Source organism: Speluncibacter jeojiensis (assembly GCF_029589495.1).
Taxonomy (GTDB): Bacteria; Actinomycetota; Actinomycetes; order Mycobacteriales; family Mycobacteriaceae; genus Speluncibacter; species Speluncibacter jeojiensis.
Genome location: NZ_JAAIVF010000001.1, coordinates 1,338,623 through 1,362,337, shown reverse-complemented (window position 1 = coordinate 1,362,337; position 23,715 = coordinate 1,338,623). Strand labels below are relative to the sequence as shown.

29 protein-coding genes and 1 pseudogene are annotated in these 23,715 nt (G+C 69.9%); 14 read left to right on the top strand and 16 right to left on the bottom strand.

Annotation, left to right across the window (positions count from 1 at the left end):
• Positions 1-12: 12 nt before the first annotated feature.
• The 3 genes from G4X40_RS05980 to G4X40_RS05970 all read right to left on the bottom strand — a co-directional run bounded on the left by G4X40_RS05980 (position 13) and on the right by G4X40_RS05970 (position 1,892).
• On the bottom strand, positions 13-327 hold the full coding sequence (locus tag G4X40_RS05980; RefSeq protein ID WP_277830828.1) for a type II toxin-antitoxin system PemK/MazF family toxin: 315 nt from the start codon (positions 325-327) through the stop codon (positions 13-15).
• A gap of 3 nt (positions 328-330) precedes the next feature.
• Positions 331-564 carry a ribbon-helix-helix domain-containing protein gene (locus G4X40_RS05975; RefSeq protein ID WP_277830826.1) on the bottom strand — a complete coding sequence of 78 codons (234 nt, stop codon included), beginning with the start codon at positions 562-564 and terminating at the stop codon, positions 331-333.
• Between the two features lie 68 nt (positions 565-632).
• A complete protein-coding gene (locus G4X40_RS05970) occupies positions 633-1,892 on the bottom strand; it encodes a KasA/KasB family beta-ketoacyl-ACP synthase (protein WP_277830824.1) in 1,260 nt (419 codons plus the stop codon).
• Positions 1,893-1,933: 41 nt separating this feature from the next.
• Here G4X40_RS05970 and G4X40_RS05965 point away from each other — a divergent pair, with 41 nt between their 5' ends.
• On the top strand, positions 1,934-2,494 hold the full coding sequence (locus G4X40_RS05965) for a TetR/AcrR family transcriptional regulator (RefSeq protein WP_277830822.1): 561 nt from the start codon (positions 1,934-1,936) through the stop codon (positions 2,492-2,494).
• A gap of 15 nt (positions 2,495-2,509) precedes the next feature.
• Here the strand turns inward: G4X40_RS05965 and G4X40_RS05960 are convergent, their stop codons facing one another.
• Positions 2,510-3,748 carry an MFS transporter gene (locus G4X40_RS05960; protein ID WP_277830820.1) on the bottom strand — a complete coding sequence of 413 codons (1,239 nt, stop codon included), beginning with the start codon at positions 3,746-3,748 and terminating at the stop codon, positions 2,510-2,512.
• A 121-nt stretch (positions 3,749-3,869) separates the two neighbouring features.
• Between G4X40_RS05960 and G4X40_RS05955 the strand changes: the two genes are divergently transcribed.
• From G4X40_RS05955 to G4X40_RS05945, 3 genes are all read left to right on the top strand, one after another.
• Entirely contained in the window at positions 3,870-4,799 is a 930-nt protein-coding gene (locus tag G4X40_RS05955; RefSeq protein WP_277830818.1) for a LysR family transcriptional regulator, read from the top strand.
• 82 nt (positions 4,800-4,881) lie between these two features.
• Positions 4,882-5,526, top strand: coding sequence for a dihydrofolate reductase family protein (locus G4X40_RS05950; protein WP_277830817.1), 645 nt, complete (start codon positions 4,882-4,884; stop codon positions 5,524-5,526).
• Between the two features lie 72 nt (positions 5,527-5,598).
• Positions 5,599-5,766, top strand: a complete 168-nt coding sequence (locus G4X40_RS05945) for a hypothetical protein (protein ID WP_277830816.1) — start codon at positions 5,599-5,601, stop codon at positions 5,764-5,766.
• A gap of 68 nt (positions 5,767-5,834) precedes the next feature.
• On the opposite strand, the gene G4X40_RS05940 is transcribed toward G4X40_RS05945, so the two are convergent.
• Positions 5,835-6,611, bottom strand: a complete 777-nt coding sequence (locus G4X40_RS05940) for an SDR family NAD(P)-dependent oxidoreductase (RefSeq protein ID WP_277830814.1) — start codon at positions 6,609-6,611, stop codon at positions 5,835-5,837.
• A 145-nt stretch (positions 6,612-6,756) separates the two neighbouring features.
• Between G4X40_RS05940 and G4X40_RS05935 the strand changes: the two genes are divergently transcribed.
• The 3 genes from G4X40_RS05935 (at position 6,757) to G4X40_RS05925 (ending at position 8,781) form a co-directional block, all read left to right on the top strand.
• Positions 6,757-7,059, top strand: coding sequence for a hypothetical protein (locus G4X40_RS05935; RefSeq protein ID WP_277830812.1), 303 nt, complete (start codon positions 6,757-6,759; stop codon positions 7,057-7,059).
• Between the two features lie 64 nt (positions 7,060-7,123).
• A complete protein-coding gene (locus G4X40_RS05930; protein ID WP_277830810.1) occupies positions 7,124-7,792 on the top strand; it encodes a HEAT repeat domain-containing protein in 669 nt (222 codons plus the stop codon).
• The gene (locus tag G4X40_RS05925) at positions 7,786-8,781 is read left to right on the top strand and encodes a MerR family transcriptional regulator (protein ID WP_277830809.1); all 996 of its coding nucleotides are present in this window, start codon (positions 7,786-7,788) and stop codon (positions 8,779-8,781) included. Before G4X40_RS05930 ends, G4X40_RS05925 begins: the two co-directional genes overlap by 7 nt.
• A gap of 12 nt (positions 8,782-8,793) precedes the next feature.
• Here G4X40_RS05925 and G4X40_RS05920 read toward each other — a convergent pair whose 3' ends face one another.
• Positions 8,794-9,432: a cupin domain-containing protein gene (locus G4X40_RS05920; RefSeq protein WP_277830808.1), complete on the bottom strand. Its 639-nt coding sequence runs from the start codon at positions 9,430-9,432 to the stop codon at positions 8,794-8,796.
• Between the two features lie 76 nt (positions 9,433-9,508).
• Positions 9,509-9,964 (bottom strand): MarR family winged helix-turn-helix transcriptional regulator, encoded by a 456-nt coding sequence (locus G4X40_RS05915; RefSeq protein ID WP_277830807.1) that lies wholly within the window; start codon positions 9,962-9,964, stop codon positions 9,509-9,511.
• A 125-nt stretch (positions 9,965-10,089) separates the two neighbouring features.
• Here G4X40_RS05915 and G4X40_RS05910 point away from each other — a divergent pair, with 125 nt between their 5' ends.
• Entirely contained in the window at positions 10,090-11,538 is a 1,449-nt protein-coding gene (locus G4X40_RS05910) for an MFS transporter (RefSeq protein ID WP_277830806.1), read from the top strand.
• 36 nt (positions 11,539-11,574) lie between these two features.
• Here the strand turns inward: G4X40_RS05910 and G4X40_RS05905 are convergent, their stop codons facing one another.
• Positions 11,575-12,243, bottom strand: a complete 669-nt coding sequence (locus G4X40_RS05905; protein WP_277830804.1) for a hypothetical protein — start codon at positions 12,241-12,243, stop codon at positions 11,575-11,577.
• 252 nt (positions 12,244-12,495) lie between these two features.
• On the opposite strand from G4X40_RS05905, the pseudogene G4X40_RS05900 reads away from it, so the two are divergent.
• Positions 12,496-12,903, top strand: a pseudogene (locus G4X40_RS05900) (L,D-transpeptidase); the annotation flags it as partial.
• A 59-nt stretch (positions 12,904-12,962) separates the two neighbouring features.
• Entirely contained in the window at positions 12,963-13,883 is a 921-nt protein-coding gene (locus G4X40_RS05895; RefSeq protein WP_332844326.1) for an SAM-dependent methyltransferase, read from the top strand.
• Positions 13,884-13,910: 27 nt separating this feature from the next.
• Here G4X40_RS05895 and G4X40_RS05890 read toward each other — a convergent pair whose 3' ends face one another.
• From G4X40_RS05890 to G4X40_RS05865, 6 genes are all read right to left on the bottom strand, one after another.
• A complete protein-coding gene (locus G4X40_RS05890; RefSeq protein ID WP_277830803.1) occupies positions 13,911-14,531 on the bottom strand; it encodes a L,D-transpeptidase in 621 nt (206 codons plus the stop codon).
• A 99-nt stretch (positions 14,532-14,630) separates the two neighbouring features.
• Positions 14,631-16,388, bottom strand: a complete 1,758-nt coding sequence (locus G4X40_RS05885) for an Ig-like domain-containing protein (RefSeq protein WP_277830801.1) — start codon at positions 16,386-16,388, stop codon at positions 14,631-14,633.
• A gap of 297 nt (positions 16,389-16,685) precedes the next feature.
• Positions 16,686-17,036: a ferredoxin gene (gene fdxA / locus G4X40_RS05880; protein ID WP_277830800.1), complete on the bottom strand. Its 351-nt coding sequence runs from the start codon at positions 17,034-17,036 to the stop codon at positions 16,686-16,688.
• Between the two features lie 139 nt (positions 17,037-17,175).
• Positions 17,176-17,538, bottom strand: a complete 363-nt coding sequence (locus G4X40_RS05875) for a gamma-glutamylcyclotransferase family protein (protein WP_277830798.1) — start codon at positions 17,536-17,538, stop codon at positions 17,176-17,178.
• Positions 17,539-17,651: 113 nt separating this feature from the next.
• Positions 17,652-18,845 carry a lipid-transfer protein gene (locus tag G4X40_RS05870; RefSeq protein ID WP_277830796.1) on the bottom strand — a complete coding sequence of 398 codons (1,194 nt, stop codon included), beginning with the start codon at positions 18,843-18,845 and terminating at the stop codon, positions 17,652-17,654.
• Complete coding sequence (locus G4X40_RS05865; protein WP_277830794.1) at positions 18,842-19,291, bottom strand: Zn-ribbon domain-containing OB-fold protein; 450 nt, start codon at positions 19,289-19,291, stop codon at positions 18,842-18,844. Before G4X40_RS05865 ends, G4X40_RS05870 begins: the two co-directional genes overlap by 4 nt.
• Positions 19,292-19,606: 315 nt before the next feature.
• Here G4X40_RS05865 and G4X40_RS05860 point away from each other — a divergent pair, with 315 nt between their 5' ends.
• Positions 19,607-19,957: a hypothetical protein gene (locus G4X40_RS05860; RefSeq protein WP_277830793.1), complete on the top strand. Its 351-nt coding sequence runs from the start codon at positions 19,607-19,609 to the stop codon at positions 19,955-19,957.
• 82 nt (positions 19,958-20,039) lie between these two features.
• On the opposite strand, the gene G4X40_RS05855 is transcribed toward G4X40_RS05860, so the two are convergent.
• Entirely contained in the window at positions 20,040-21,017 is a 978-nt protein-coding gene (locus G4X40_RS05855) for an NAD-dependent epimerase/dehydratase family protein (protein WP_277830792.1), read from the bottom strand.
• A gap of 149 nt (positions 21,018-21,166) precedes the next feature.
• A complete protein-coding gene (locus tag G4X40_RS05850) occupies positions 21,167-21,859 on the bottom strand; it encodes an alpha/beta hydrolase family protein (RefSeq protein ID WP_277830791.1) in 693 nt (230 codons plus the stop codon).
• A 62-nt stretch (positions 21,860-21,921) separates the two neighbouring features.
• On the opposite strand from G4X40_RS05850, the gene G4X40_RS05845 reads away from it, so the two are divergent.
• The 3 genes from G4X40_RS05845 (at position 21,922) to G4X40_RS05835 (ending at position 23,700) form a co-directional block, all read left to right on the top strand.
• Entirely contained in the window at positions 21,922-22,314 is a 393-nt protein-coding gene (locus G4X40_RS05845; protein ID WP_277830789.1) for a YchJ family protein, read from the top strand.
• 76 nt (positions 22,315-22,390) lie between these two features.
• Positions 22,391-22,846: a hypothetical protein gene (locus G4X40_RS05840; RefSeq protein WP_277830787.1), complete on the top strand. Its 456-nt coding sequence runs from the start codon at positions 22,391-22,393 to the stop codon at positions 22,844-22,846.
• Between the two features lie 179 nt (positions 22,847-23,025).
• Complete coding sequence (locus tag G4X40_RS05835; protein WP_277830785.1) at positions 23,026-23,700, top strand: hypothetical protein; 675 nt, start codon at positions 23,026-23,028, stop codon at positions 23,698-23,700.
• Positions 23,701-23,715 lie beyond the last annotated feature (15 nt).

Here is a 23,715-nt window from a genome sequence, read left to right as displayed (position 1 = left end):
CGGATCGGCCCGTCAGCCGAGGATCGGGAGTTCCAGGTCGAAGGCGAGGACCATGGCCCGGGCCAACGTCCGCTCCTGGTCGCTGTTGAGGAAGCCGAGTGTCCGACCAAGGATGGCGACTGGAACGGTGACGACGTTGTCGAGGGCGACCACGCAGTCGTGATCGAGTCCGTTCGCCGGGCCGACCGGCACCTCGCTGGACAGGCCCTTCACGGTCGACGTGATCGGGGCGACCGTCACCTTGGTCATCGCCGACCGCGCCGCCTCGCGGGTCAGCACCAGCACCGGTCGCGTCTTGTCCAGGCGCGCCAGACAGACCTCTCGCAACGCCTAGTCCTCGACCGCAGCGTGGTCCACCGACCAGGACACAAGCGCATCGAGGTCGTCCTCGGATCCCCGTGCCCGCAGGATCACGGCGTCCTGTTGGGCCGCCTGCAGACGCATCTCCCGCTCCACTGCGGCGGCGACGAGTGCTGCGCGGCTCGTGGCCTTACCGTCGGCCACGCTGCGATCGAGGAAGGCCACCATCTCGTCTGGCAAGCGCACTGCGATCTGAGTCGTCATGGTGTCAGGATACCCGCCGTGCATCCCAATCCGGGATGCGATTATTGGGCTGTGACCTCCTGACCTGCTCAGCTCGGCGCGAAGGCCAAGGTGACGTTGTGGCCGCCGAACCCGAACGAGTTGCTCAGCGCGTAGTCGATGCGTTGCCGGCGCGGCACCCCGGCCACCACGTCGAGTTCGATCTCGCCGTCCTGGTTCTCGAGGTTCAGCGTCGGGGCCACGATCTGCTCTCGGAGGGTCAGCACGGTCAGCAGCGCCTCGAGCGCGCCCGCGGCGCCGATGGAGTGCCCCAGCGCGGATTTCGGCGCGTACACCGAGGCGTCCGGTGTGGTGGCGCGGATGGCCCGGGCCTCCGACGCGTCGCCGACCTTCGTGGAGGTGGCGTGTGCGTTGACATGGCCGACGTCGGATCCGGCGAGTCCCGCGGTGGCGAGCGCCTTGCGCATCGCCCGGCCCGCACCCAGGCCGTCGGGCTCGGTGGCGACGATGTCGTAGCCGTCGGAACTGATCCCGGCGCCGAGCACCCGGCCGTGCACGACCGCTCCCCGTGCCCGCGCATGCGCCTCGCTCTCCAGCACCAGCAGCGCGCCGGCCTCGCCGAACACGAAGCCGTCGCGGTCGCGGTCGAAGGGCCGCGACGCCAGTTCAGGTGCGTCATTACGCGTGCTCAGCGCCCGCATCATCGCGAAGCTCGCGATGGGTACCGCATCGAGCCGCCCCTCGACGCCACCGGCCACGATGACGTCGGCCTCGCCGGTGGTGATCAGCCGCCAGGCGTGGGCGATCGCCTCGGACCCGGACGAACAGGCCGACACCGGCGCGTAGATCCCGGCCTGCGCGCCGATCTCCAGGCCCACCCGGGCGGCCGGGCCGTTGGGCATCACCATCGGCACCGACATCGGCGGGACCTTCCGGTAGCCGCCCGACCGCATGGCGTCGACCGCGGCGATCAGCGCCTCCCCGCCGCCCAGGCCGGTGCCGACGACCACCGCCAGCCGCTCGGGGTCGACCTCCGGGGTGCCCGCGTCGCGCCACGCCCGGCGGCCCAGGACCAGCGCCAGTTGCTGGACGAACGAGTGCCGGCGCTGCTCGATCCGCGTCAAGCTCTCGGCGGGATCCTCGATCAGGGTGCCGCCGATCCGCACCGGCAGGTCACCGTCGCCGAGGCGGTCGTCGTCCAACCGGCGGATGCCGCTGTGGCCGTTCAGCAAGGCGCTCCAGGTGGTGTCGAGGTCGGCACCCAGACACGTGGAGGCGGCCATCGCGGTGACCACGACGCCGCGTCCCGGCAGTGGCTCGACCGAATGTGAAGCGCTTGTTACAGTCATGCCGATATGAATAACTGAACCAACCGCTACAGTCAATGACCATGGCCCGACCTCTCGACCACGCCAAGCGTGCGGAATTGCTTGCCGGAGTCATCGACTACATCGCCACACACGGATTGACAGACCTGTCGCTGCGCCCACTGGCCGCCGCGCTGGGCACCAGTTCCCGGATGCTCATCCACTACTTCGGCACCAAGGAGCAGATGCTGATCGCGGCGCTGGAGACGCAGCGGCCCAACCTCTCGGTCGCCTTCGTCGACGCCCACGACACCGGCGCGGTGCGCGCGGTTCTCCATCGGCTGTGGGAGGAGAACGCGGCGGGCGAGACGTCCACGAGCACGAGGGTGGTCGTGCAGGTGCTCGGCACGGCGTCGGTCCGGCAGGGCCCGTTTCTCGACTACGCGAACCGCGCCGTCGAGTCCTTCACCGGGGGCCTCGCCGCCGCCCTCGAGCGCCTCGACCCGCCTGTCGACGACCCGGAAGCCGTGGCGACGATCCTGATATCGGGCCTTCGAGGGTTGCTCGTCGACCGTTACGTCACCGGCGACAAGGACCGCACCGACCGGGCCGCATATCGCCTCATCGAACAGTCCCTGACCTGACGGTCACGGTTCTGATCAGGCGACCCGGATGTCGTCGGCCGGTGTGCCGGACTCGGCCAGGTGCGCGCGCTTGGGCAGCAGCAACGGCGTGCCGAGCAGGAGAACCCCCGAGACCGTGATCGCGGTGAGGGGAGTGGTCGCCGTCGCGAGCACGCCGAAGGCCACCATCAGCACGGCCTGGCACAGTTTGCTGCTGACGCTCCATGCGGTCAGCACCCGCGACGCGCGGTCGGCGGGTGTGCGCTGCAGTCGCTCGGTTGCATTGATGGGGTTGAAGATTCCCATGCACGCGATCAGCAGGCCCTCGACGACGATCACGGTGAGCAGTCCCGGGATGCCGGGCTGGGTGAGGGCGAGGCCGAGCGGGAAAATCGAGCGCAGCCAGCCGAAGACGACCATGATCCGGTGCCGGCCGTAGCGGGAGACGAGGCGCGCGGACAGGCGGGCGCCGACGACACCGCCGAGCGCCGGTATCCCGAACGCGAGTCCGTATTGCCATGCGGCGAAGTCGTATTCGCCCAGCAGCAGGACCGCGAGCAGGGGAGCGGTCGCCATGATCAGGCCGCCGACCAGTATCGAGTTGAGGAACAGCCCCCGCAGCGCGCGGTCGCGGAGGATGAACCGCCAGCCGAGCAGGAGGTCGCGGGCGCGCAGCCCTCCGGTGTCGCGCGGCGCCGCGACGTCACTTCCCCGGATGCGGCGGATCCCCAACGCGGACAACAGGAAACTCACGGAATCGGCGACGACGGTGACCACCGGGCCGAGCAGCCCGATGAGCGCGCCGCCGAGCGGTGGCCCCACCGAGGTCGCCACCCAACTCGTGGCCTCGAATCGTCCGTTGGCGACCAGCAGGCGATCGCTGCGGACGAGGTGCTTGAGGTAGGACCCGGAGGCGGCGGCGAAGACGATACCCGCCGTGCCGGAGATGATCGAGACAGTCAGCAGCTGAACGTAACTCAGCAATCCGAGGGAGTAGGCGAGCGGGATGCTCGCCATCGCCAGGAAGCGGGCGAGGTCGGTCGCGATCATGACCGGGCGTTTGGCGCGGTGTTCCACCCACGGCCCGAGCGGGACCGCGACGATCGCCGCGACGGCCAGCCCGGCCGCGTCGAGCAGCGAGACGGCGACGGCCGGGGCGTGCAGCACCTGCACGGCGATCAGCGGGAACGCGCCGAAGGCGATCCAGGTGCCGTAGGTGCTCACGGCGTAGGCCGACCAGAGCCGGCCGAAGTCGAGACCCAACCGCGTGCGCACGCGCCCCCCTCTCGACAACCGACGTTTGGACCTCACTGATCACACCAGCCGATCGACGCCAGATCAAACAACCAGATTGCCCACAAGCCACAACCATCGGTTGAGTCGATAGGCTGGCTCGATGGACACCGAGGCAGTGCGATCGTTCGTCCGCGCCGCCGAGCTCGGCCAATTGCAACAGGCGGCCGACGAGCTGGGAGTGACGCAGCAGGCCGTGTCGAAGCGGATCGCCGCCCTCGAGCGCGAACTCGAGGTGCGCTTGTTCACCCGGACCGCCCGCGGGGTCGAGCTGACCCTCGACGGCCAGGCGCTCCTCCCGCACGCGCGCAGCATCGTGACCGGCGTCGAGCGCGCGGTCGCCGCGGTCCGGCCCGGATCGCGGGCCCTGCGGATCGACGTCCTCGGCCTGCGCACGGCCCAGGCCGTCATCCTGCACGACTACTGGCGGTCGCATCCGGGGACCGAACTCGAGGTGGTGACCCTCAAGGTCGACGACCCGCGGATGGCCGTCGCCGCCGTCGGCGCCGGCGAGATCGACGCCTCGTTCCGCACGGTCACCGACCCGGCGGCGCTGCCGCGCGAGCTGCGGATGATCCACGCATTCGACTCCCCGCTCGAACTCCTCGTCGGACCGCGCCACCCGCTCGCTTCCGCGCGCACACTGACTCCACCGCAGCTGCGCGGGCATCGGATCTGGGTGCCGGGTATCGCCCCGGGCAGCGAGTGGGCGGAGTTCTACGACCAACTGTCCGCCGAGTTCGACCTCCGCGTCGACGCCGCCGGGCCGAACTTCGGCAACGAGGTCCTGCTCGACACCCTCGCGGACTCCGCCGACGTCGCCACTCTCGTCGCCGCGCGCGACCGGTACCTCTGGCCGACGAACTACGACCTGCGCCGCATCCCGATCGTGAATCCGACTCTCGTGTATCCGCTTTCGCTCATCCTCCGGCGGGCGAACCCCCATCCGGGACTGCGGGCGGTCATCGACCACTTCGCAAGCCTGGCGCCGCTGGCGGGGCCGACGTGGCGCCCGTCGTGGGTGACCGACTGACGTCGTCTCCGCAGCGATGAGTCCGCCGCCCGGCGCCGGTCTACCTTTCCGACCGGGACGACCAACTCAGCGGGAGCACGCCATGGGCCTCATCCACATCGAACTGTTCACCACCCTCGATCTCGTCGGACAGGCGCCGGGTGGCCCGGACGAGGACGCGGAGGGCTTCGCGTTCGGCGGCTGGCAGGCGCCGCTGCTGGACGAGGTCGCCGGCGCCCAGGTCGCCGCCGCCTACGTGGGCACCGACGCGCTACTGCTGGGTCGGCGGACATACGACATCTTCGCCGCCTACTGGCCGCACCAGGAGGACGGACAGGACGGCGGTTTCGCCACGCTCTTCAACGGCATCCCGAAGTACGTGGCCTCCCGCGGCACGCCCGACCTCCCCTGGGCCGGGTCCACGCAACTCGGCCTGGACCTGGCCGCCGCGGTACGCGGGATCCGGGACCGGCACGAGCACGTCACCGTCGTCGGAAGCCTGAATCTGGTGCAGACCCTGTTGCGCGAGAAGCTCTTCGACCGCCTCGACCTGTGGGTGCACCCCATCGTGCTCGGGGTCGGGAAGAAGGTGTTCGACGACGGCGCGGCGCCCACGAACGTCACCCTGCTCGAACCGCCGGCGGCAAGTCCGGCCGGCACCGTGTTCCTGCGCTACGGGCGTGCGGAGGGCACGCCGCGGACCGGGGACATGAGCGCACCGGGCCGCGGTGTCGGACAGGAGGACTGAATCCGCCGCCGCGCCGGGGAGGCGGCGTCGGCGACGGTTCCGCACGGGGGCTCCGGAGAGTAAAAATGGGACATGGGACGACAGGCGACGATCGCGCTGTACGTGCTCGCGATGGTGATCATCGTGGTCGCGGTGGACATCCTGTTCTTCCGCGACCATTTCTGGGCGCGGCTGATGGCGAATGTCGGCATCGTCCTGATCTTCGGGGCGTTCTATCTGAGGTTCTTCAACCGCTCGTGAACGCGACACGGCCGGTGGATGCGCGCATCCACCGGCCGTTCCCGGCGCACTCCGCTATCGCGGTGCGGTCACTTGGGAGGCATCCGGATGCCGCCGTCCACGCGGATCACCTCGGCGTTCATGTACGAGTTGGTGAGCAGTTCCTCGACCATCGAGGCCAGCTCGTCCGGGTCGCCGAGCCGCTTCGGGAACAGCACGTTCTGCCCCAGGTTGGCCTTGAACGCGTCCGACTGCGGGCCGCTGCCGTAGATAGGGGTGTCGATGAGTCCCGGCGCGATCGTGTTCAGGCGGATCCCGGCCGAGGACAGGTCGCGGGCCACGGGCAGGGTCATGCCGACGATGCCGCCCTTGGACGACGAGTAGGCGGCCTGACCGATCTGGCCGTCGAACGCGGCGACCGACGCGAGGTTCACGATGGCGCCGCGGTCCTGGTCCTCGCCCGGATCATTGCGGCTCATCGCGGTCGCCGCCAGCCGGACGGCGTCGAACGTGCCGATCAGGTTGATCGCGATGACCTTCTTGTAGACATCCAGGCTGTGCGCGGACGCAAACTCGCCGTCGCGGCCGATGGTGCGCTGCGCCGAACCGATGCCGGCCGAGTTCACCAGCGCCTTGAGCGGCGCCAGGTCCACGGCCGTGTTGACCGCGGCCTCGATCTGCGCGGTGTCGGTGACGTCGACGGACACGAACACGCCGTCGATCTCCTGCGCCAGCTGCTGCCCGGCGTCCGCGTTGAGGTCCGCGATGACCACCTTGGCGCCGCGCTTGGCGAGGCGGCGGGCGGTGGCGGCGCCGATTCCGGACGCGCCGCCGGTGACGATTGCACTTGCTCCCCTGATCTCCATATGCCGCAGCGTAAAGCAGGGCCGAGACCCGGCGCGCTGTGGCCCCGGTCACCAGAGGGGAGTTGCGCGAAACCGCAGGGCCGCCCGGCCGAGTACGACAAACTCATCGGCGACGCTGCAACCGCTGCCGACGAGGAGGCCGGTCGTGTTGATCTTCGGGGAACCGTATGACGCGGGGAATGGAGCGGTGGTCATCACCGTTGCCCGTCGGACCTGGCCGGGCCGTTCCGAACACCCGGTCGGCATCTACACGGTCCGCTCCGACAGCACCACGTGGACACCGGCGGCCGACTCCGACCGGATCGCGCTCGTCGGCGTGTGCACCGGGTTCGTCGCCGCACTGATCGGCACGCTGGCGGTGCTGCGGCGACCGCCGTGGCCCGAGATGACCGAGCGCACCATGGTCGCGCTCGCCCACGCGCGGATCGCCGAGAGCCGACATCGGTAGCGCCGGGCCCTTGACCCTGACACAGTGACAGGGCCTTACCTGGGTGCCGAAGGAGGTGACGGTCATGACCACGACCCACCACGACACCGCCGCCCGGCTCGCCCGCGCCCTGCGCGGCGGCGATCCGTCCACCCGCCTGCGCGCCGCGCTGTCGGCCGGGACCGACCCGGACCGGCGTCTGATCGCCGTCCTCGTCGAGCGCTGCGCGGACGAGCCGGACTTCTTCGTCCGCGAGATGCTCACCTGGGCGCTGGTCCGGTCCCCGGCCTCGGACACCGTGCCGCTGCTGATCGCGCAGCTCCGCGCGGACAACGCGCAAGCTCGTGCCCAGGCGCTGCACACGCTGTCCAAGATCGGTGACCGCTCCGCGTGGCGCCACGTCGGGGCGCTGATCCGCGACCGCGACGACGACGTCGCCCGTAGTGCCTGGCGCGCGGCCGTCGTACTCGTTCCGGACGGAGGTGAGGCCGGGCTCGCTGCCGATCTGGCGACGGAACTGGGCCGGGGCGACCGCGACGTGCAGCTGAGCCTGAGCCGCGCGTTCGTCGCGCTCGGTGAGCCGGTCCTGCCGGTGCTGGAAGCGGCGGGCCGCTCGCCGGATCCGGATGTGCGGGCCCACGCCGAGGCGACCGTGCGCCTTCACGACGACCCCGAAGGTGCCTTCGTCCTCTCGCTGGAGCTGGCCAAGCGCGTCGCGGCCACCGGAGGCGACCCCGAGGAGCAGGCGTGCTGATCGGAGAGGTGGCGCAGCGATCCGGCGTCAGTGTGCGGATGCTGCGTCACTATGACGCGTTGGGACTGGTCTGCCCGAGCGAGCGGACCTCGGGCGGGTACCGCGAGTACTCCGAGACCGACGTCCGCAGGCTCTTCGAGGTGGAGAGCCTGCGGACGTTCGGGCTGTCACTGACCGAGGTCAAGCGCGCGCTCGACGAGCCCGGGTTCTCGCCGTCCGCGCTGATCGACGACCTGATCGACGACACCCGCAGGCGCATCGAGTCGGACAACGAACTGCTCGCGCGGCTGCTGCGGCTGCGATCCGCCGACTCGCCGGATTGGCACGGCGCGCTGCGCGTCGTCACGCTGTTGCGGGCGGTCGAATCGGGCTCCGTCGACCACCGGTTCCGGGCGGTGTTGAAGCAGGGTGAGCAGGCTGTCCTGCCGGCCGATGCCCTGGCCGAATCGCTTCTCGCGGAAGAGGATTTGAACGTCGCGGGAGCGTTGCGGTGGGCGCTGGCCCGCGCGGAGGGTGACGGACTGCCGGTGCTGGCCGCGGGCCTGGGGTCCTCCGACGTCGCCGTGCGCCGCCGGGCGGTGGCGGGCATCGCCGCCCTCGACGACGACGGCTCCACGGAGCTGTTGCTCAGGGCACTGGGTGATCCCGACCTCGAGGTGCGCGACCGCGCGGCCCTCACGCTCGGATCGCGCGGTCGTGGCGAGGCGATGCGCATCCTGGCCGAGATGGTGGCCGAGGGCCGGCGCGACGTCGAGGCCGCGGAGACCCTGGGAGGTCTGGCGGGTACGGCGGTGCAGGCCGACGAGATCGTCGAGGCCCTCCGGGAGTGTGCGCACGAGATGGGCGGTACGCAGCCGCGACTGCGCACGGCCCAGGCGCTGTACGAGATCCCCGGCGCTGCAGCCGATCGCGCACTCGAGGAGCTGTCCGGAGACGACGATCCGGCGGTCGCCGCGACGGCGAAGTCGATCCTCTCGGCGCGGGCGTGAGGCTGCCGCCCCTCAGACGATGTACGTGGTACGGCTCGGCTTCTCCGCCTGGGCGAGTCCGTCCTCCGGTAGCCCGAGCGCCTCGGTGAACGTGTGCGTGGGCATGCCGCCGAACATCGTCGACAGCCCGATGTCGCCGGGAGAGTTGTTGTTGAACACCACGATCCAACGCAGGTCGTCCGTCCCCACGTTCTCGATGTAGTGGGCGTAGGCCTGGGGCACGAATCCGACCTCGCTGCTCGGCCGGAGTTCCTGGGTGCTCCAGGTGTCATCGGTGTTCACGACCCCGAGGCGCCCCCTCCCGGACAGCGGGATGTCCAACTCCCAGGCGTCCGGGTGCCAGTGTGGCTCCCGGACCGCGCCCGGCTTCATCGTCAGGAAGTACACGGCCGCGCGGTTGCCGTCGAGTACCGGGAAGTTGTCGCCGGTGGCCTCGGTGATGGTGCCGGACGGCTCGACGATCTGCGGACCGACGCCGGCGAAGTCGAAACTGTTGACGGTGGCGCTCTTCGGCAGGGTCGGCGGCTCGCCGGTGACGGGCTCGCCGGCCGATGCGCGCATGACCGGGACCATCAGTGCGGACACGACGGTGGCGCCCGCCACGCCCAACGCCTGTCGCCGGTTCAGTTGGACGTCGCGAAACTTCGCCATCGGTGCCTCCGATCCGCCGCGGACAAGGCTGATTCCAGGCTAGGCCCCCGCGTCGGGGCCGGGAACCCCGCGTGACTCAGGGCCGCGGCCAGGGCCGCCCGGCGAGCCGTTCGATGTCGGTGTTGAAGCGTTTGAGCAAGGCGCCGAGCGTGGCTACGTCTTCGGGTTCCCACTGCGCCACGATCTGCTCCACGCCGCTGACGTTGGCGGCGCGCTCGAGGGACAGGAGGCGTTCCCCTTCGGCGGTGGCGCGGAACTTGCGCGCAACACCGCCCGCGGGGTCGGGGATGCGCTCAACCAGTCCGTCGCGCAGCAGGGTGCGGGTCTGCCGGTTGAGCGTCGAGGCGTCCAGCCCGAAGGCGTCGCTGAGCTCGCCGATCGACATCGGCCCCTGCACATCGAGTCGGCCGAGCAAGGTGTACGCGCTGCGATCGAGGTGCCCGGTCTGGCGGTGCGGGTTGGGTGTGTGCCAGTTCAGGTGACGCCCGAGCAGCATGGTCTCGAACTCGATCAGGCTGGTGGAGTCGTCCATGTCGAATCGATGCCGTTCCTTTGCGTCCACGGGTCACCCGATCCTACCGATGTGGGCAACGCACGTATTGTGTATTAACCACATAATGTGTATAAACCACATCGAAGACTCGAAGGAGAAATCTTGTGGACACGACCACCTCGCCCCAGGTGAAGCCGGGCGCACTCGTCGCGGTGCTGGCCTTCGCCGGCATCGTCGCTTCACTCATGCAGACCCTGGTGATCCCGCTGATCGGCGATCTGCCGCACATCCTCGACACCAGCGCCTCGAATGCGTCGTGGGTGATCACGGTGACCCTGCTGGCGGGCGCGGTGGCCACGCCGGTGATCGGCCGCCTCGGCGACCTCTACGGCAAGCGCCGGATGATGTTGATCTGCACGGTGCCGCTGATCGTCGGCTCGATCGTCTGCGCGTTGTCGGGGGCGTTGCTGCCGATGATCGCCGGGCGCGCGCTGCAGGGACTGGGCGGAGGCCTGGTCCCGCTGGGGATCAGCGTGATGCGCGACCTGATTCCGCCGCAGCGGTTGCACTCCTCGATCGCGGTCATGAGTGCCTCGATGGGCATCGGTGGCGCCTTCGGCCTGCCGTTCGCCGCCGCGGTCGCGGAGAACTCGAACTGGCGGGTGCTGTTCTGGGTCACCGCCGCGCTCAGTGCGGTCGCCGCCCTGCTGATCGCCGTGATCATCCCCGCCGACCCGGACGACGGCACCCCGGGACGTTTCGATGTCCTCGGCGCGCTCGGTGTCGGCGTGGGACTGGTGTGCCTGCTGCTCGCGGTGTCCAAGGGCGCCGACTGGGGCTGGGGGAGCGGTGCCGTCGTCGGGCTGTTCGTGGCGGCCGTCCTCGTGCTGGCTGCGTGGGGCTGGTGGGAACTGCGCACCCGGGATCCGCTGGTGGACCTCCGGGTGAACGCGCGCCGGCAGGTGTTGCTCACCAACGTCGCCTCGATCGTGGTGGGCTTCTCCATGTACGCGCAGTCGCTGATCCTCCCGCAGCTGCTGCAGCTGCCCGAATCGACGGGATACGGTCTGGGACAGTCGATGTTGGCCATGGGCCTGTGGATGGCACCGTCCGGGCTGATGATGATGGCGGTCTCGCCGATCGGCGGCCGGATCTCGTCGGTGTACGGGCCGAAGGTCACCCTGTTCATCGGCTGCCTGGTGATCGCGGCCGGTTACGGGCTGTCGATGCCGCTGATGGGATCGGCGTGGGGCCTGATGGTGGTGACCGCGGTGTGCGGTGCGGGCATCGGACTGGCCTACGGCGCCATGCCGGCGTTGATCATGTCCGGTGTACCGCAATCAGCGACCGCCTCGGCGAACAGCGTCAACACGCTGATGCGTGCGTTCGGCACCTCGGTGTCGGCCGCCGTCGTCGGTGTCGTGTTGTCGCACATGACCGTTCAGGTCGGTGGCTACGCGCTGCCCACGGAGGCGGGCTTCCGCACCGGGCTGTTGATCGGCTGTGGTGTCGCGGTGATCGCCGCGCTGGTCACGTTGGCCATCCCGGGCCCGCGCCGCCACGACCCGGCGGCCGTGGCCCAGGACGACACCGCGGTGCCGACGCGGGCCTGAACGCGACGGGCGTCCGGTCCGGACGCCCGCACCGGGTCAGTGGCCGACGGTGTGCAGCGCGGTCGTCCAGTCGGTGGCGATCGCGGACTGCGCGGCCGCGAGCGGCACCTGTCCCGAGCAGACCAGCGAGTGCAGGGTGTTCTCCACCTTGTCCTTCGGGTTGTTCACGCCGGCGCCGGGCTGATGGCCCGGTGACGGCGGCTCGACCCAGAGGTTGCGCGGGTCGTTCGGGTCGCCGCCGAGTTCCAGGCTGATCAGGTGGTCGTACTCGGCGTCGTGGAGCGAGGCGGTGTAGCCGTACGACCGCGCGTCGGCGGACTTCTCGCGACCGGTGATCGACGCGGGCGGTCGGATCGAGCTCGTGTATCCGGAGCGGCAGATCGTCGACGCGAGGTCGCCCGATGTCACGCGGGGATTGGTCGCCCCGGGAGTGCAGCCGGGGTCGGGAAGCGGTTGGCCGTCGACGGTGTGCCGGTAGTGGCACGACCCGGCGGCGGGCTGCGCGGCCACCGTGTACGCGGTCTGCGGCCCGGGTCCGACGGCGAGCGCACCCCCGACCGACACCGCTGCCGTCGAAAGCTGTTGTGTGACAGGAATGCTTGAGCCGGCGGGTGCGGCGTGGCCGCCGGACGGGCCGCAGCCTGCGAGGGTGAGCGAGGCGGCGGCGATGACGGCCGCGACGGCTCCTCTGCGAGAGTCGATCATGACGACAATCATGCTCCACCGCCCGCCCGCCCGCCCGCCCGCCGCCCGCCCGCGCAGCGAGAGGTGGCGCCGTGATCGTGATGCCTCGTTCGACGGGGGGTGTTCGCGGATCCGTTGCGGGACTAGACTCATCGGAGGACATCGTCGCGCCCGCGAAGGGGGTGGATGGCCGTGGAGAACACGAGACGCTCGCTGCGGTTCCCGCTCATCATCGTGTTTGCGGTCCTGCTTGCCTGCTTGTTCGCCCTACCGGCGCAGGCGGATTCGGGTGACGGATTCGTCGCTGTCGCAAACACTTCGACGCATCAGCTCACGGTCAGCATCGGCGGCCACGTTGCGCGGGTGATGCCCGCGTCGATGGGTAAGCCCGGCCACGAGACACCGCTCGGCACGTTCCCTGTACTCGAGAAATTCCCGCAAATGGTGATGGACTCGTCGACCTACGGCGTGCCCGTCGATTCGCCGGAGGGCTACCGTCTGGACGTCGACAACGCGGTGCGGATCACCTGGGACGGGGTGTTCGTGCATTCCGCGCCGTGGTCGGTCGCGCAGCAGGGACACGAGAACGTCAGTCACGGCTGCATCAATCTCAGTCCCGCCGACGCCCAGTGGTTCTTCGACAACGTCCACGTAGGCGATCCGGTCACCGTCACCGGCTGACGCGCATGCCTGACGCGCATGCATTGAGCGATCGGCATCCGCGCGCGTACGGTGAATTCATGCGTTCCGCGAGAGATCGATGGGACATCACCACGAGCGTCGGGGCCACGGCGCTGTTCGTCGCAGCTGCCCGCGGACTGGCGGCGCGGCAGGAACATCCGCTCGCCGTGGACCCGTTCGCCGAGGTGTTCTGTCGGGCCGCCGGAGGCGACTGGGCGCAACTGTTCGACGCGGATCCGGAGCAGACCCGCGACCATCCGCTCCGCAGTACCGATTTCGGACTGCAGTTCCAGGACTTCCAGGCGGCGCGGACCCGCTACTTCGACCACTACTTCCACGCAGCCGCCCAGGCGGGGGTCCGGCAGATCGTGCTGCTCGCCGCGGGCCTCGACGCCCGCGCGTATCGGTTGGACTGGCCGGCGGGCACCGTCATCCACGAACTCGACCGTAAACCGGTGCTCGAGTTCAAGCGCTCCGTGCTCACCGCGCACGGCGACACCCCCCGCGCCGAACGCCGCGAAGTTGCCGTCGACCTACGTGAGGACTGGTGGACACCGCTGCGCGCCAACGGCTTCGAACCGTCGGATGCTTCCGCATGGATCGCCGAGGGGCTGCTGATCTATCTGACCCCGGACGCGCAGGACGACCTGTTCGCGCGCATCGACACGCAGTCCGCCGCGGGAAGCCGGCTCGGCGTCGAGGAGATGAAGCCGATCCCGGCGGCGGACTACGCGGAGATGACGGCGCCGACGGACGTCACCGCCACGACGGAACGCAACGCCGACTGGGCGACACTGATCTACAACGAGCCGAGAAACGAAGCGGTGCAATGGTTCGCCGACCGTGGCTGGACCGGCCAGGCGACGTCGCTGAGTGAGTACCTGACCTCGCTGGGGCGTCCGGCGCGTCCCGCGTCGTCCGACACCGGTCATCTGCGGCCAGAGCTGATCAGTCTCACGACCGTGGTCAAGCCGGGCTGATCCGGCCCCACCATCGGACGACGCTGACTATTGGACGATGGTGACGCCGGCTCCCACCTCGGCCCAGTTGTACAGCCACGACATCGCCGCCTCGGGCAGGTGCACGCAGCCGTGTGAGCCCTCGGACCGGTAGCCGACGTCGCCGAACGGCATCGTCTGCCAGTCCGCGTCGTGGAATCCGAAGTCGTCGTGGAACGGCATCCAGTAGTGCACGAAGTCCGAATAGCCGGGCCCGCTCAACCAGCGGTCGGGTTGCTTCGCCTCGATCGCCCAGGTGCCGGTGGGGGTGCCGTCGCCGCTGAGCACGTCGCCGGTGGTCACCGCGGTCGCGTGTACGGTGCGGGTTCCCGCGCACATCCACGCGCGCTGCCGGGAGATGCTCACCAGTACCAGTTGCGGGCTCTGGTTGGCCAGACAGGCGGCGGCGTCGGCACCGACGACGGAATCCGCGGAGGATTGGTGGACCACCGCCGACGGGGTGGTCCGCGGGGTCGCCATCGACAGCCGGAAATGCGGGTCCACCAGCACGAACACCGTTGCGCCGACGATCAGTGGAAGCAGCAGCAGAGGCCAGCCGACGGTCCGCGCCAGCGAGCCCACCGCCCGGCGAAGCGGTGAGCCGAGAGGACGCCTGACAGGGCCCGGCACCGGTCCAGCCTCTCACGTCTGCGCCCGATCGGGAACCGCGCGCCCGCGCACGGGTGTGGCCCCGCCGGCATCCGACGGGGCCACACGCTGGGGTTTCGCCTACTTGGAGCTGCCGAATCCGCCCAGGATGTTCTGCAGGCTGCCGGTTCCGCCGCCCCCGGTTCCGCCGCCGGCGACCGTCACGGTCACCGCCTGCGAGGTCGAGCCCTTGAATCCGGGTGCGCCGCTGTACACCGCGGTCACCTTGCGGTCACCGGTGGCGGTGAACGCCTGGTGCAGCACGGCCTTGCCGTCGGTCACCGCCACCGGGCTGCCGAGCGCGGTGGTGCCGTCGAGGAACTGGACGGTGCCGCCGGTGACGGTCGCCGGGGTCAAGGTGGCGGTCAGGTCCACGGCGACGCCCTTGGTGGCGGATGACGGCGCGCTCAGCACGATCGTGGTCGCGACGTCGGTCGGATCGGGCGCGGTCACCGAAACGGTGCCGGCTTGCGAGGTCGAGCCGGTGAAGCCCGCGCCGCCCGAGTAGACGGCGGTGATGCTGTGGTCACCGGTGGTTGTGAAGGTGTGCTCGATCTCGGCCGCGCCGCCGGTTACGTTTACCGGGGTGCCGAGCGGGGATCCGTTCTCCTGGAACTGAACCGTGCCGGTGGTGGCAGGGTCGGTGGCACCGGCGACGGTGACGGTGGCCCGCAGCGTGACCGGGGTGCCGGTCTTCGCGGAACCCGGCACCATCACGGTCGTGGTGGTGTTCTTGTCGACCGGTGCCGGGTCCTTGACCGTGACAGTGGTCGCGGTAGAGGCGGATCCGGTGAAGCCGGCGACACCCGCGAACTCGGCGGTGATGCTGTGATCACCCGCCGAGGTGAAGGTGTGCGGCAGTGTCGCCTTCCCGTTCGCCAGGTCGACCGGGCCACCGAGCGGGGCGCCGTTGTCCTTGAACTGCACCTTGCCGCCGGTCGGGGCCGGCGCGACGGTGGCGGAGAGCTGGATCTCCTGCCCGGTCGTGGCGTCCTGCGGCGCCGCCAGCGTGGTGGTGGTGGCCTGATCGGACGACTCGATGGCGATCGTGGCCAGCGGGCCCGCGCCGGCGTTGAGCGGGCCGCCGTCCGAATCACGCGGTGAGCAGCGCGTCGGCGCCCACTGGGTGCCGAGCAGGGAGGCCTTGGCCAGCTGGGTGCTGAAGTTGGCCATGTCGCCCTGGGTGGCGGCGGCCCCCGAGGTGCGCACCTTCGGCTGGATCGTCCCCGACGGCCCGGCCTTCATCGTTACCTCGACGGCCGGCAGCCGGAACCAGGTCTCACCGGCGGAGTTGGTCGTCCCGTCCAGGTTCTTCTTGGTCTTGGGGACGCGGATGCCGCCCTCGGCCTTTGCGTTGGAGCTCGGGCTGTTGCCGATCAGCTCGTTGTTCCCGGACAGGCGGATGATCGTTCCGTTCGCATCGACGTTTCCGGAATCGTTGACGCGCAGCACGTTCGGGGCGACGTTGTCGAGCCCGACCGCGGTGCCGGGGACCACTCCGGCACTGACGAAGGTGGCGTTGTCCGGGATCTCGTAGTCGATCTTGAGTCGCGACAGGTTGGTGGTCGTCGCCCCGGAGTCCTTGTCCGGGTACGACGTAGCGCTCGGCTGCAGCCGGAAGGTGAACTCCTGGCCCGGCTCGACCTTCGCGGGAGCGTCGATGGTGATGGTGTTGTCGGTGATGCGCTTCTGGTCGCCGATGATGGATCCGGCGATGCAGGATGCCTTGAAGCTGACGTCGGACGGCGCGGCAGTCGCGGTGGTCGTCAGTGCCAGTGGTCCGGCGATGACGGCGGTGCCGGCCGTCGCGGCCAGCAGTGCTCTCAATGAGGGCTTCATCCGGATACTCCTCTTCCCCTCGTGGGATGCTGGGGCGCAAAGAATTTCGAGGAGTAGATCACAGTGTCCCTGCGCAGGCCTTGTCGTGTGCAAGGCTGCAGGTCGTGAAACCGGCTTCGGCCGTGGATGTTTCGGGGACTGCGGCCCGCGATGCGCCTTTTCCTGCCGATACGCCGACGCCCCCACCTGGGGTGGGGGCGTCGGGCTTGTGGCCGGTACCGGCGGCTGCTGTGGCGGGTCACATCGCCTGCTCGGCGCGCCGAGATTCATTCAAACGAATGACAGGAACCGGCAGGTTCAGGCCTGTTGTTCCCGGGGCGGGAAGCCGGCGACGAGTTCGGTGTCGCGGCCGGTCGGGCCGACCTTCGCGGCGCCTCCCGGGGAGTCCAACGGGCCGTCGGCGCCGGGGAGTGTGTCGGCGAAGAAGTGCGCGTTGTCGGTGACGTATTCGCCCCACTGGTCCGGGACGTCGTCCTCGTAGAAGATGGCCTCGACCGGACAGACCGGTTCGCATGCCCCACAGTCGACGCACTCGTCCGGGTGGATGTAGAGCGCCCGTCCGCCCTCGTAGATGCAGTCCACCGGGCATTCTTCCACGCAGGCCCGATCCATCACGTCGATGCACGGTTCCGCAATCACGTACGCCACGTCAGCGTCCCTTCTCGTCGGGGCAGCGTCTCCTCGGGCCTCTCGGGCTGCGGTCCACCGCAGCCGTCATGGTCAGTTGCCTCATTTAGAGGAAGTATATTCGGCAAATAGCCGGAGCGGGAGACCCGGTGGGTCACCGTCACTCAGAGGTGACGCCCGGGTCCTCGGCGAACACGTACACCCAGGCCTGCTCGCCGGTGTCCAACCGCACGGTTACGCGGACGTAGTCGTCGACCTCGTAGTCGTCGGCGGCTGCGAGGTCGGTCGCGGAAATCTCGTAGACGGTGCCCGCGATGCGCGCGTCCGGCGCCGCGGGCCGCAGCACCGGGTGCCGGTCGCTGCCGCTGCGCGCGATCACCTCGAGGTCGGTGATGACGAGTTCCGACGAGGAGTAGCCGGCGATCGCGGCCGGACGTCCGTCGAGGTGCCGCCCGAAGGTCGCCAGCTGGACCTCGGGCAACTGCAGCGTGCCGTAGGAGAAGAGCAGTTCGGTGTGCGGCACGAGGGGCTCCTGGATCGACGACGGCGAACCCAAGCTACTCCCGAAAGACGAACGGGCGGTTGCCGGGTGGCCGTGCGGCCGGTGCCCGACAACCGCCCGTTCGGCGGAAGACCTTAAACGGAGACGATCACCGAGGAGCCGTGGCCGAACAGGCCCTGGTTCGCGGTGATGCCGACGCGTGCGCCCTCGACCTGCCGGCCCTCGGCCTGACCGCGCAACTGCCAGGTGAGCTCGCAGACCTGCGCGAGCGCCTGCGCGGGCACGGCCTCGCCGAAGCAGGCCAGGCCGCCGGACGGGTTGACCGGGATCCGGCCACCGATCGTGGTGTCACCGGCACGCAGCAGGTGCTCGGCCTCGCCACGCTTGCACAGCCCCAGGTCCTCGATCCAGTCGAGTTCGACGGAGGTGGCCAGGTCGTACACCTCGGCGACGTCGACGTCCTCGGGGGAGATGCCGGCCTCTTCGTAGGCGGCGTCGCCGATCGACTCCTTGAAGGTGCGTTCCGGCGCGGGGACCGCGGACGCCGACTCGGTGGAGAAGTTCGGCATGTCCATGATGGTCTGCGGGAATGTCGGCGTCACCGTCGAGATCGCCTTGATCCGAACGGGATCGGCGATGCCCTTCTTGCGGGCGTACTCCATCGAGGTGAGGATGATCGCCGCGCCGCCGTCGGAGGTGGCGCAGATGTCCAGCAGGTGCAACGGGTCCGCGACCACCGGCGACGCGAGCACGTCGGCGGCCGAGACCTCCTTACGGTAGCGCGCGTTCGGGTTGGACAGGCCGTGCTTGGCGTTCTTGACCTTCACCGCGGCGAAGTCCTCGGCCGTGGCCCCGTACAGGTCGATGCGACGACGGGCGTTGAGTGCGAAGTATGCCGGGTTCGTCATGCCCATCAGGCGGAACCGCAGCCAGTCCGGATCGTCCCAGCGCTCGCCGGCGACGGGCGCCAGGAAACCCTTCGGGGTGGTGTCGGCGCCGACGACGAGCGCGACGTCCGACAGGCCCGCGAGGATGCGGGCGCGGGCGGTGTCGAGGGCCTGCGCGCCGGTGGCGCACGCGGCGTAGGAGGTCGCGACGCGGGCGCCGTTCCAGCCGAGTGCCTGCGCGAACGTGGCACCCGCGACGTAGCCGCCGTAGCCGTTGCGGACGGTCTCGCCGCCGACGATCAGGTCGACGTCGTTCCAGTCGACGCCGGAGTCGTCGAGCGCGGTGCGCGCCGCGGCGACGCCGTACTTGACGAAGGAGTGGCCCCACTTGCCCCACGGGTGCATGCCGACACCGAGGACGGCGACGTCGTTGTTGCTCATGCCTGGGCCTCGTTCTCTGCTGCGACCGGCTTCCAGCGCCAGATGCTGCGGTCTCCGGTCTCGTCGATGTAGAGGGTCTCGACGACCAGCTCGACGGGGTTGCCCACCTTCAGGTCGGCGACGCCGTAGCCGGCGGCGACCTGGCCGAGCACGACCAGGCCCTCCGGCAGCTCGACGGCGGCCAGCGCGAATGGCACGTACGGATCGGTCTGGGCGATGTACGGGGCCGGCGGCTTGTACTGCGCGTCGGTGTAGGACCACACCGTGCCGCGGCGGGACAGCTCGACGTCGTCGAATTCCTCGCTCGAGCAGCTCGGGTTCTTACAGAACGTCGTCTCCCGCGGGAACGAGACATTGCCGCACGAACGGCAGCTCGTGCCGATCAGTGCGGGCGCCGGACCGGTCGTGAACCAACCGTCCACGGCCGGGGTCGCGGTGTCACTCATGCAAACCTCATCTGGTCGTCGAGCCTTGATGCGTGCGGCGGGGTCGACCGTCGCGCGGCAAGGTAGAACGGGTTTCAGTATTACACCATCGACGGTCCCGGTGGCCGGGCTCGTCCCGGTGGCCGGAAGTCGCGCCGCACCGGTTCGCGAATTTTGTACGCATGTCTATCGATTTGGGCACTGAGCAGGGCTGATGCGCTCGCCCGGCGGCACGGTAGGGACCTTCACAACTGCGCGGGTCCGGCCGTTGTGACCTTGTCCGAAGTTCGAGTGGCCTGGGTCACAACGGGGACCTCGCGGGTTCATACTCGGCCCATGCTCCGACTCACCGTCGCCTCCGCGCCGCACACCCGCACCCCGATCGAGGCCCTCGCGATGATGACGCTCGACGAGATCCACACGGAGTTGCGTGTACACGGGATGGAGATCACCCGCACGCACACCGAGGGGATCGGCCGGGAGGGGGAGCGGCACACGTTCGTGCTCGACCCGCCGACCGCCGGTTCGCTCGCGGTGGCCACGGTCGGGGTGAACGGGTCGCGCCGGATCATGTTCGAGCTCTCGGGCGTCGCCCAGACGATGCTCGGCGGCCCCATGCGCAACCTCGCGAACCGCCTGGGAACCCACCACCAGGCCATTGCCACGATCGCCCGTGCCCCGCGCTGATCCGGCGGGTGACTGACGACGACGGACGACCGTGCGAGCCGCCCGCGGACCTCTCCGCGGGCGGCTCGACTCGGTCGGTGGCTCAGCGGCTCAGCTGGCCCGATTCGACGAAGAACGAGACCAGGTCGCGGATGGTCTCGGCGGCCGGGCGCGAGGTGTAGCCGATCTCGGTGCGGGCCTTGTCTCCGCTGACGACCGGCGAAGCGATCAGCGAGCCCATCGCGGCCCGCGAGACGACGTCGGAACCGAAGGCGCTCGCGATCGGCTCGGCGACCGGGAGGATCGCCTCGATGATCTTCATCGGGAAGGCATAGAGGGGGCCGCGGCGGCCGGCGACGCGGGCGGCGATGCGGAAGGCCTCGAGCATCGAGAGCATCTGGCCGGTGAGCAGGTAGTTCTCGCCGGTGCGGCCCTTCTCGGCGGCGGCGGTCAGGCCGGCGACGACATCACGGACGTCGACGAAGTCGAAGCCGCCCTCGATGACCGCGGGCACGCGCCCGCGGGCGGAGTCGCGCAGCATGCCGTTGATGCGGGACGGGCCGTGGTCGACGGGACCGTAGACGCCGGTCGGGTTGCAGATGACCGCGTCCAGCCCGGCGTCGATCACCTTGCGCAGCTCGATCTCGCCCGCCCACTTGGAGCGGTCGTAGACCGGCAGCGAGGGGTCGACGGAACGCGAGGTGGTCTCGTCGATGAAGCCGCCGCAGTTGTACTGGTCGAACGAGTGGATGGAGCTGCAGTGCACGAAGCGCCGCACACCGACCTTCAGTGCGGCCTCGGCGGTGATGCGCACACCCTCGGTGTTCAAGCGCCACGCGAGGTCGTCGTTCTGCTTGAGCGTGATCATCGCGACCAGGTGGTACACGACCTCCGCGCCCTCGAGTGCCTGCTCCATGGAGGTGGGGTCGAGCACGTTGCCCTCGACCCAGGTGACGCCGGCAGTGGGTGCGTACTCGCTGCGCACCCGGTCGATCGCGGTGACCTGGTGTCCCTGCTCGACCAGCAGATTGAGCAGGTTGGTGCCGACGAATCCGGCGGCTCCGGTGACTGCAACCTTCATTACGAGAACTCCACTCGGTTTCGGCCTGACCCGTCAGGTCGGAGCATCGCTCCTGGCCGGAGGCGTATTGGGGGCATCGGCCCGTCGACCGATGCCTTCGATGTTAGAACGTGTTCCAGTCGAATGCCATTGTTTTTTGGCACAAATTGTCATGATCTTTCGGCGGGGCCCGGTCCGAACAGTCCTATCGCCCCGGCCAGCGCGGCCTCGGCCGTGGCGGCGGCGCCGGTGACGGAGCGTCCGCGGAGGTCGTGTCCGGCGCCGTCGATCGTGACGAGGCGGGTCGGTGCGGGCACGGCGGCCAGCGCCCGGCCGAGTTCCTCGGGGGTGCCGAATGGATCGCGGGTGCCGTGCACGAACACCGTCGGCGTGCGCAGGTCGGGCAGGTGCTCGGTCCGGAGGCGATCCGGTTTGCCCGGCGGATGCAGCGGATACGACAACAGCATCAGCCCGTCGGCCAGCGCCGGATCCTCGGCCGCGGCCATGCTGATCTGCCGCCCGCCGTACGAGTGTCCGGCCAGCAGCAGCGGCCCCGGCGCCCAGCGGCGCGTCAGTGCGGCCGCGGCCACGATCCCGGCGCGGTCCTCGCCGGCACGTGAGGGCTGCGGGGGCCCACTCGCCCGGCGGACGCGGAACGGCAGATCGAAGCGCACAACCAGCACGCCGGCGGCGCAGAACGTCGACGCGACCTTCCGTAGCAGGGGCGCTTCGCAGTTGCCGCCCGCGCCGTGCGTCAGGGCCAGCCCCGCGATCGCCGGGCCCGCCGGCCGGTGCACGAAGCCGTGCACGTCGGCAGTGGTGATCGGTTCCGTGTCGGCGCCCATCGGGTTCGCGTCGTCCATGGTCGGACCGTACGGCGAACGGGCCGATCGTGGCGGCGCCGGGCGGCACAGATAATCGGTGCATGAATCCCGATGCCCGCTGCCCCTGCCTGTCCGGTGACACCTATTCGGCGTGTTGCGGACGTTTCGTCGACGGCGGGCAGGCGGCGCCGACCGCGGTTCAGTTGATGCGGTCGCGCTACACGGCCTTCGCCGTCGGTGCGACCGACCACCTGCTGACGACCTGGCATCCCGCGACCCGGCCTGCGGACCTCGACCTGGACCCCGCGCAGCAGTGGCGCCGCCTCGACATCGTCGGCCACGCCCGCGGTGGGCTGCTCGACCAGGAGGGGACGGTCGAATTCCGCGCCCACTACCGGTTCGGGGGCCGGCCGGGAGTGCTGCACGAACGCAGCAGGTTCGTCCGCGACGAGGGACGGTGGGTCTATCTGGACGGCGTGCACCTCGAGGATTGACGAACCGATCCGGCGGCTGTCGGTGGCCGGTGCGATCATCCGGGAAACAGTGATGGATCCGAAGGGAGGACCGGACGTGTCGACCTGGCCCGGGCATTGGCCGATCGTGGCGCGTGAGATCGCCGAGCAGACCGACCTCGGGGTCGCGGCGCTGCGGGCCGGTGACGCCGTGGCGCTGGCCGACTCCGTCACCGAACTCGCCGCGCAGGCGACCGAGCGGGTCGGGTTGCTGCACTCGTCGACCGTGCGGGCGTTGCTCGAACAGGCGCATCCGGACGGGTTGTCCGGCAACGATGTTCAAGATGTGCTCACGAGCATGTCGGGAGTGCCTGTGCCCGTCCCGCTTCCCGCGGTGGCCGAGGTGTTGACCGGGGCGCTGGGGGTGGGCGAGCCCGCCGAGTCGACGCCCGCGGAGTGCATCACGGCGGCCCTGGCGATCATCGCGGTGCTGGCGCCACCGGGCACGCTCGCGGTGCATCTCCGGCGGGCGATGGCGGAGATCGAGCGCGACCAGACCGTCGAGATGCCCTGACCGGGGGTGCAACGACCGTCGTCGAAAAGCCATCGAGCATATCCGGTTTCGGCATGAGAACGCCGTATTTGACGTAGAGTCTTGCGCATTCGAGATTCGGTGACTCCGGCGAGGAGGCCGGCGGAAACCGCGGATCAGGAGGATCGACACTTCGCAGCACCGACCGTTTGGGGAGTTTCATGAAGCTGACCAGGACCGTCGTCATGCCCGCCGTCGTTCTCGCCACCCTCGTGTCGGGGGCGGGCACCGCACTGGCCGACACCCCGCCTCCGGTTCCGCTCCCACAACTCCCGCATGTGTCGCTCCCGCCGCTTCCCCAGCTGCCGGACCTGGCGGCGGCACCGGTGCCCACGGCACTCACCCCGCCGACGCTGCCGGCGCCGCCCCAGCTTCCGGCGCTGCCGCAGGTGGCCCCCGTCGCCGCGCCCGCCCTGCCCGCATTGCCGGCGCTCCCGGCGGTGACGCCGCCCGCGCTGCCGCAGCTACCGCAGTTGACCCCGCCGAAGCTGCCCGGGCAGCCGGGGGGACCGCAACTGCTGCCGACGGCGACCGACGTCGCGCAGACGGCCTGGCCGCACGACGAGGCGAAGCGCACGGCCTTCGTCGAAGCGGCGAACGAGGTCACCAAGGGATTCGCCAACGGCGGACTGATGTCCGTGATGATCGGCGCCAATCTCGGCAGCGTGGTCGGCTGTGTGTCGATCTTCCCGAACTTCATGGCCGGATGCATCCTCGGCACTGGGATCGGGGCGGCGACCGGGCTGGTCGTCGGTGTCCAGAAGGGCAACCCGAAAGCGCAACCGGCAGTAGAGAACTTCCTCAAGGTCATGGAGGCGGACCCGCTCGGTCGATGACGGTAGCCTGGCGGC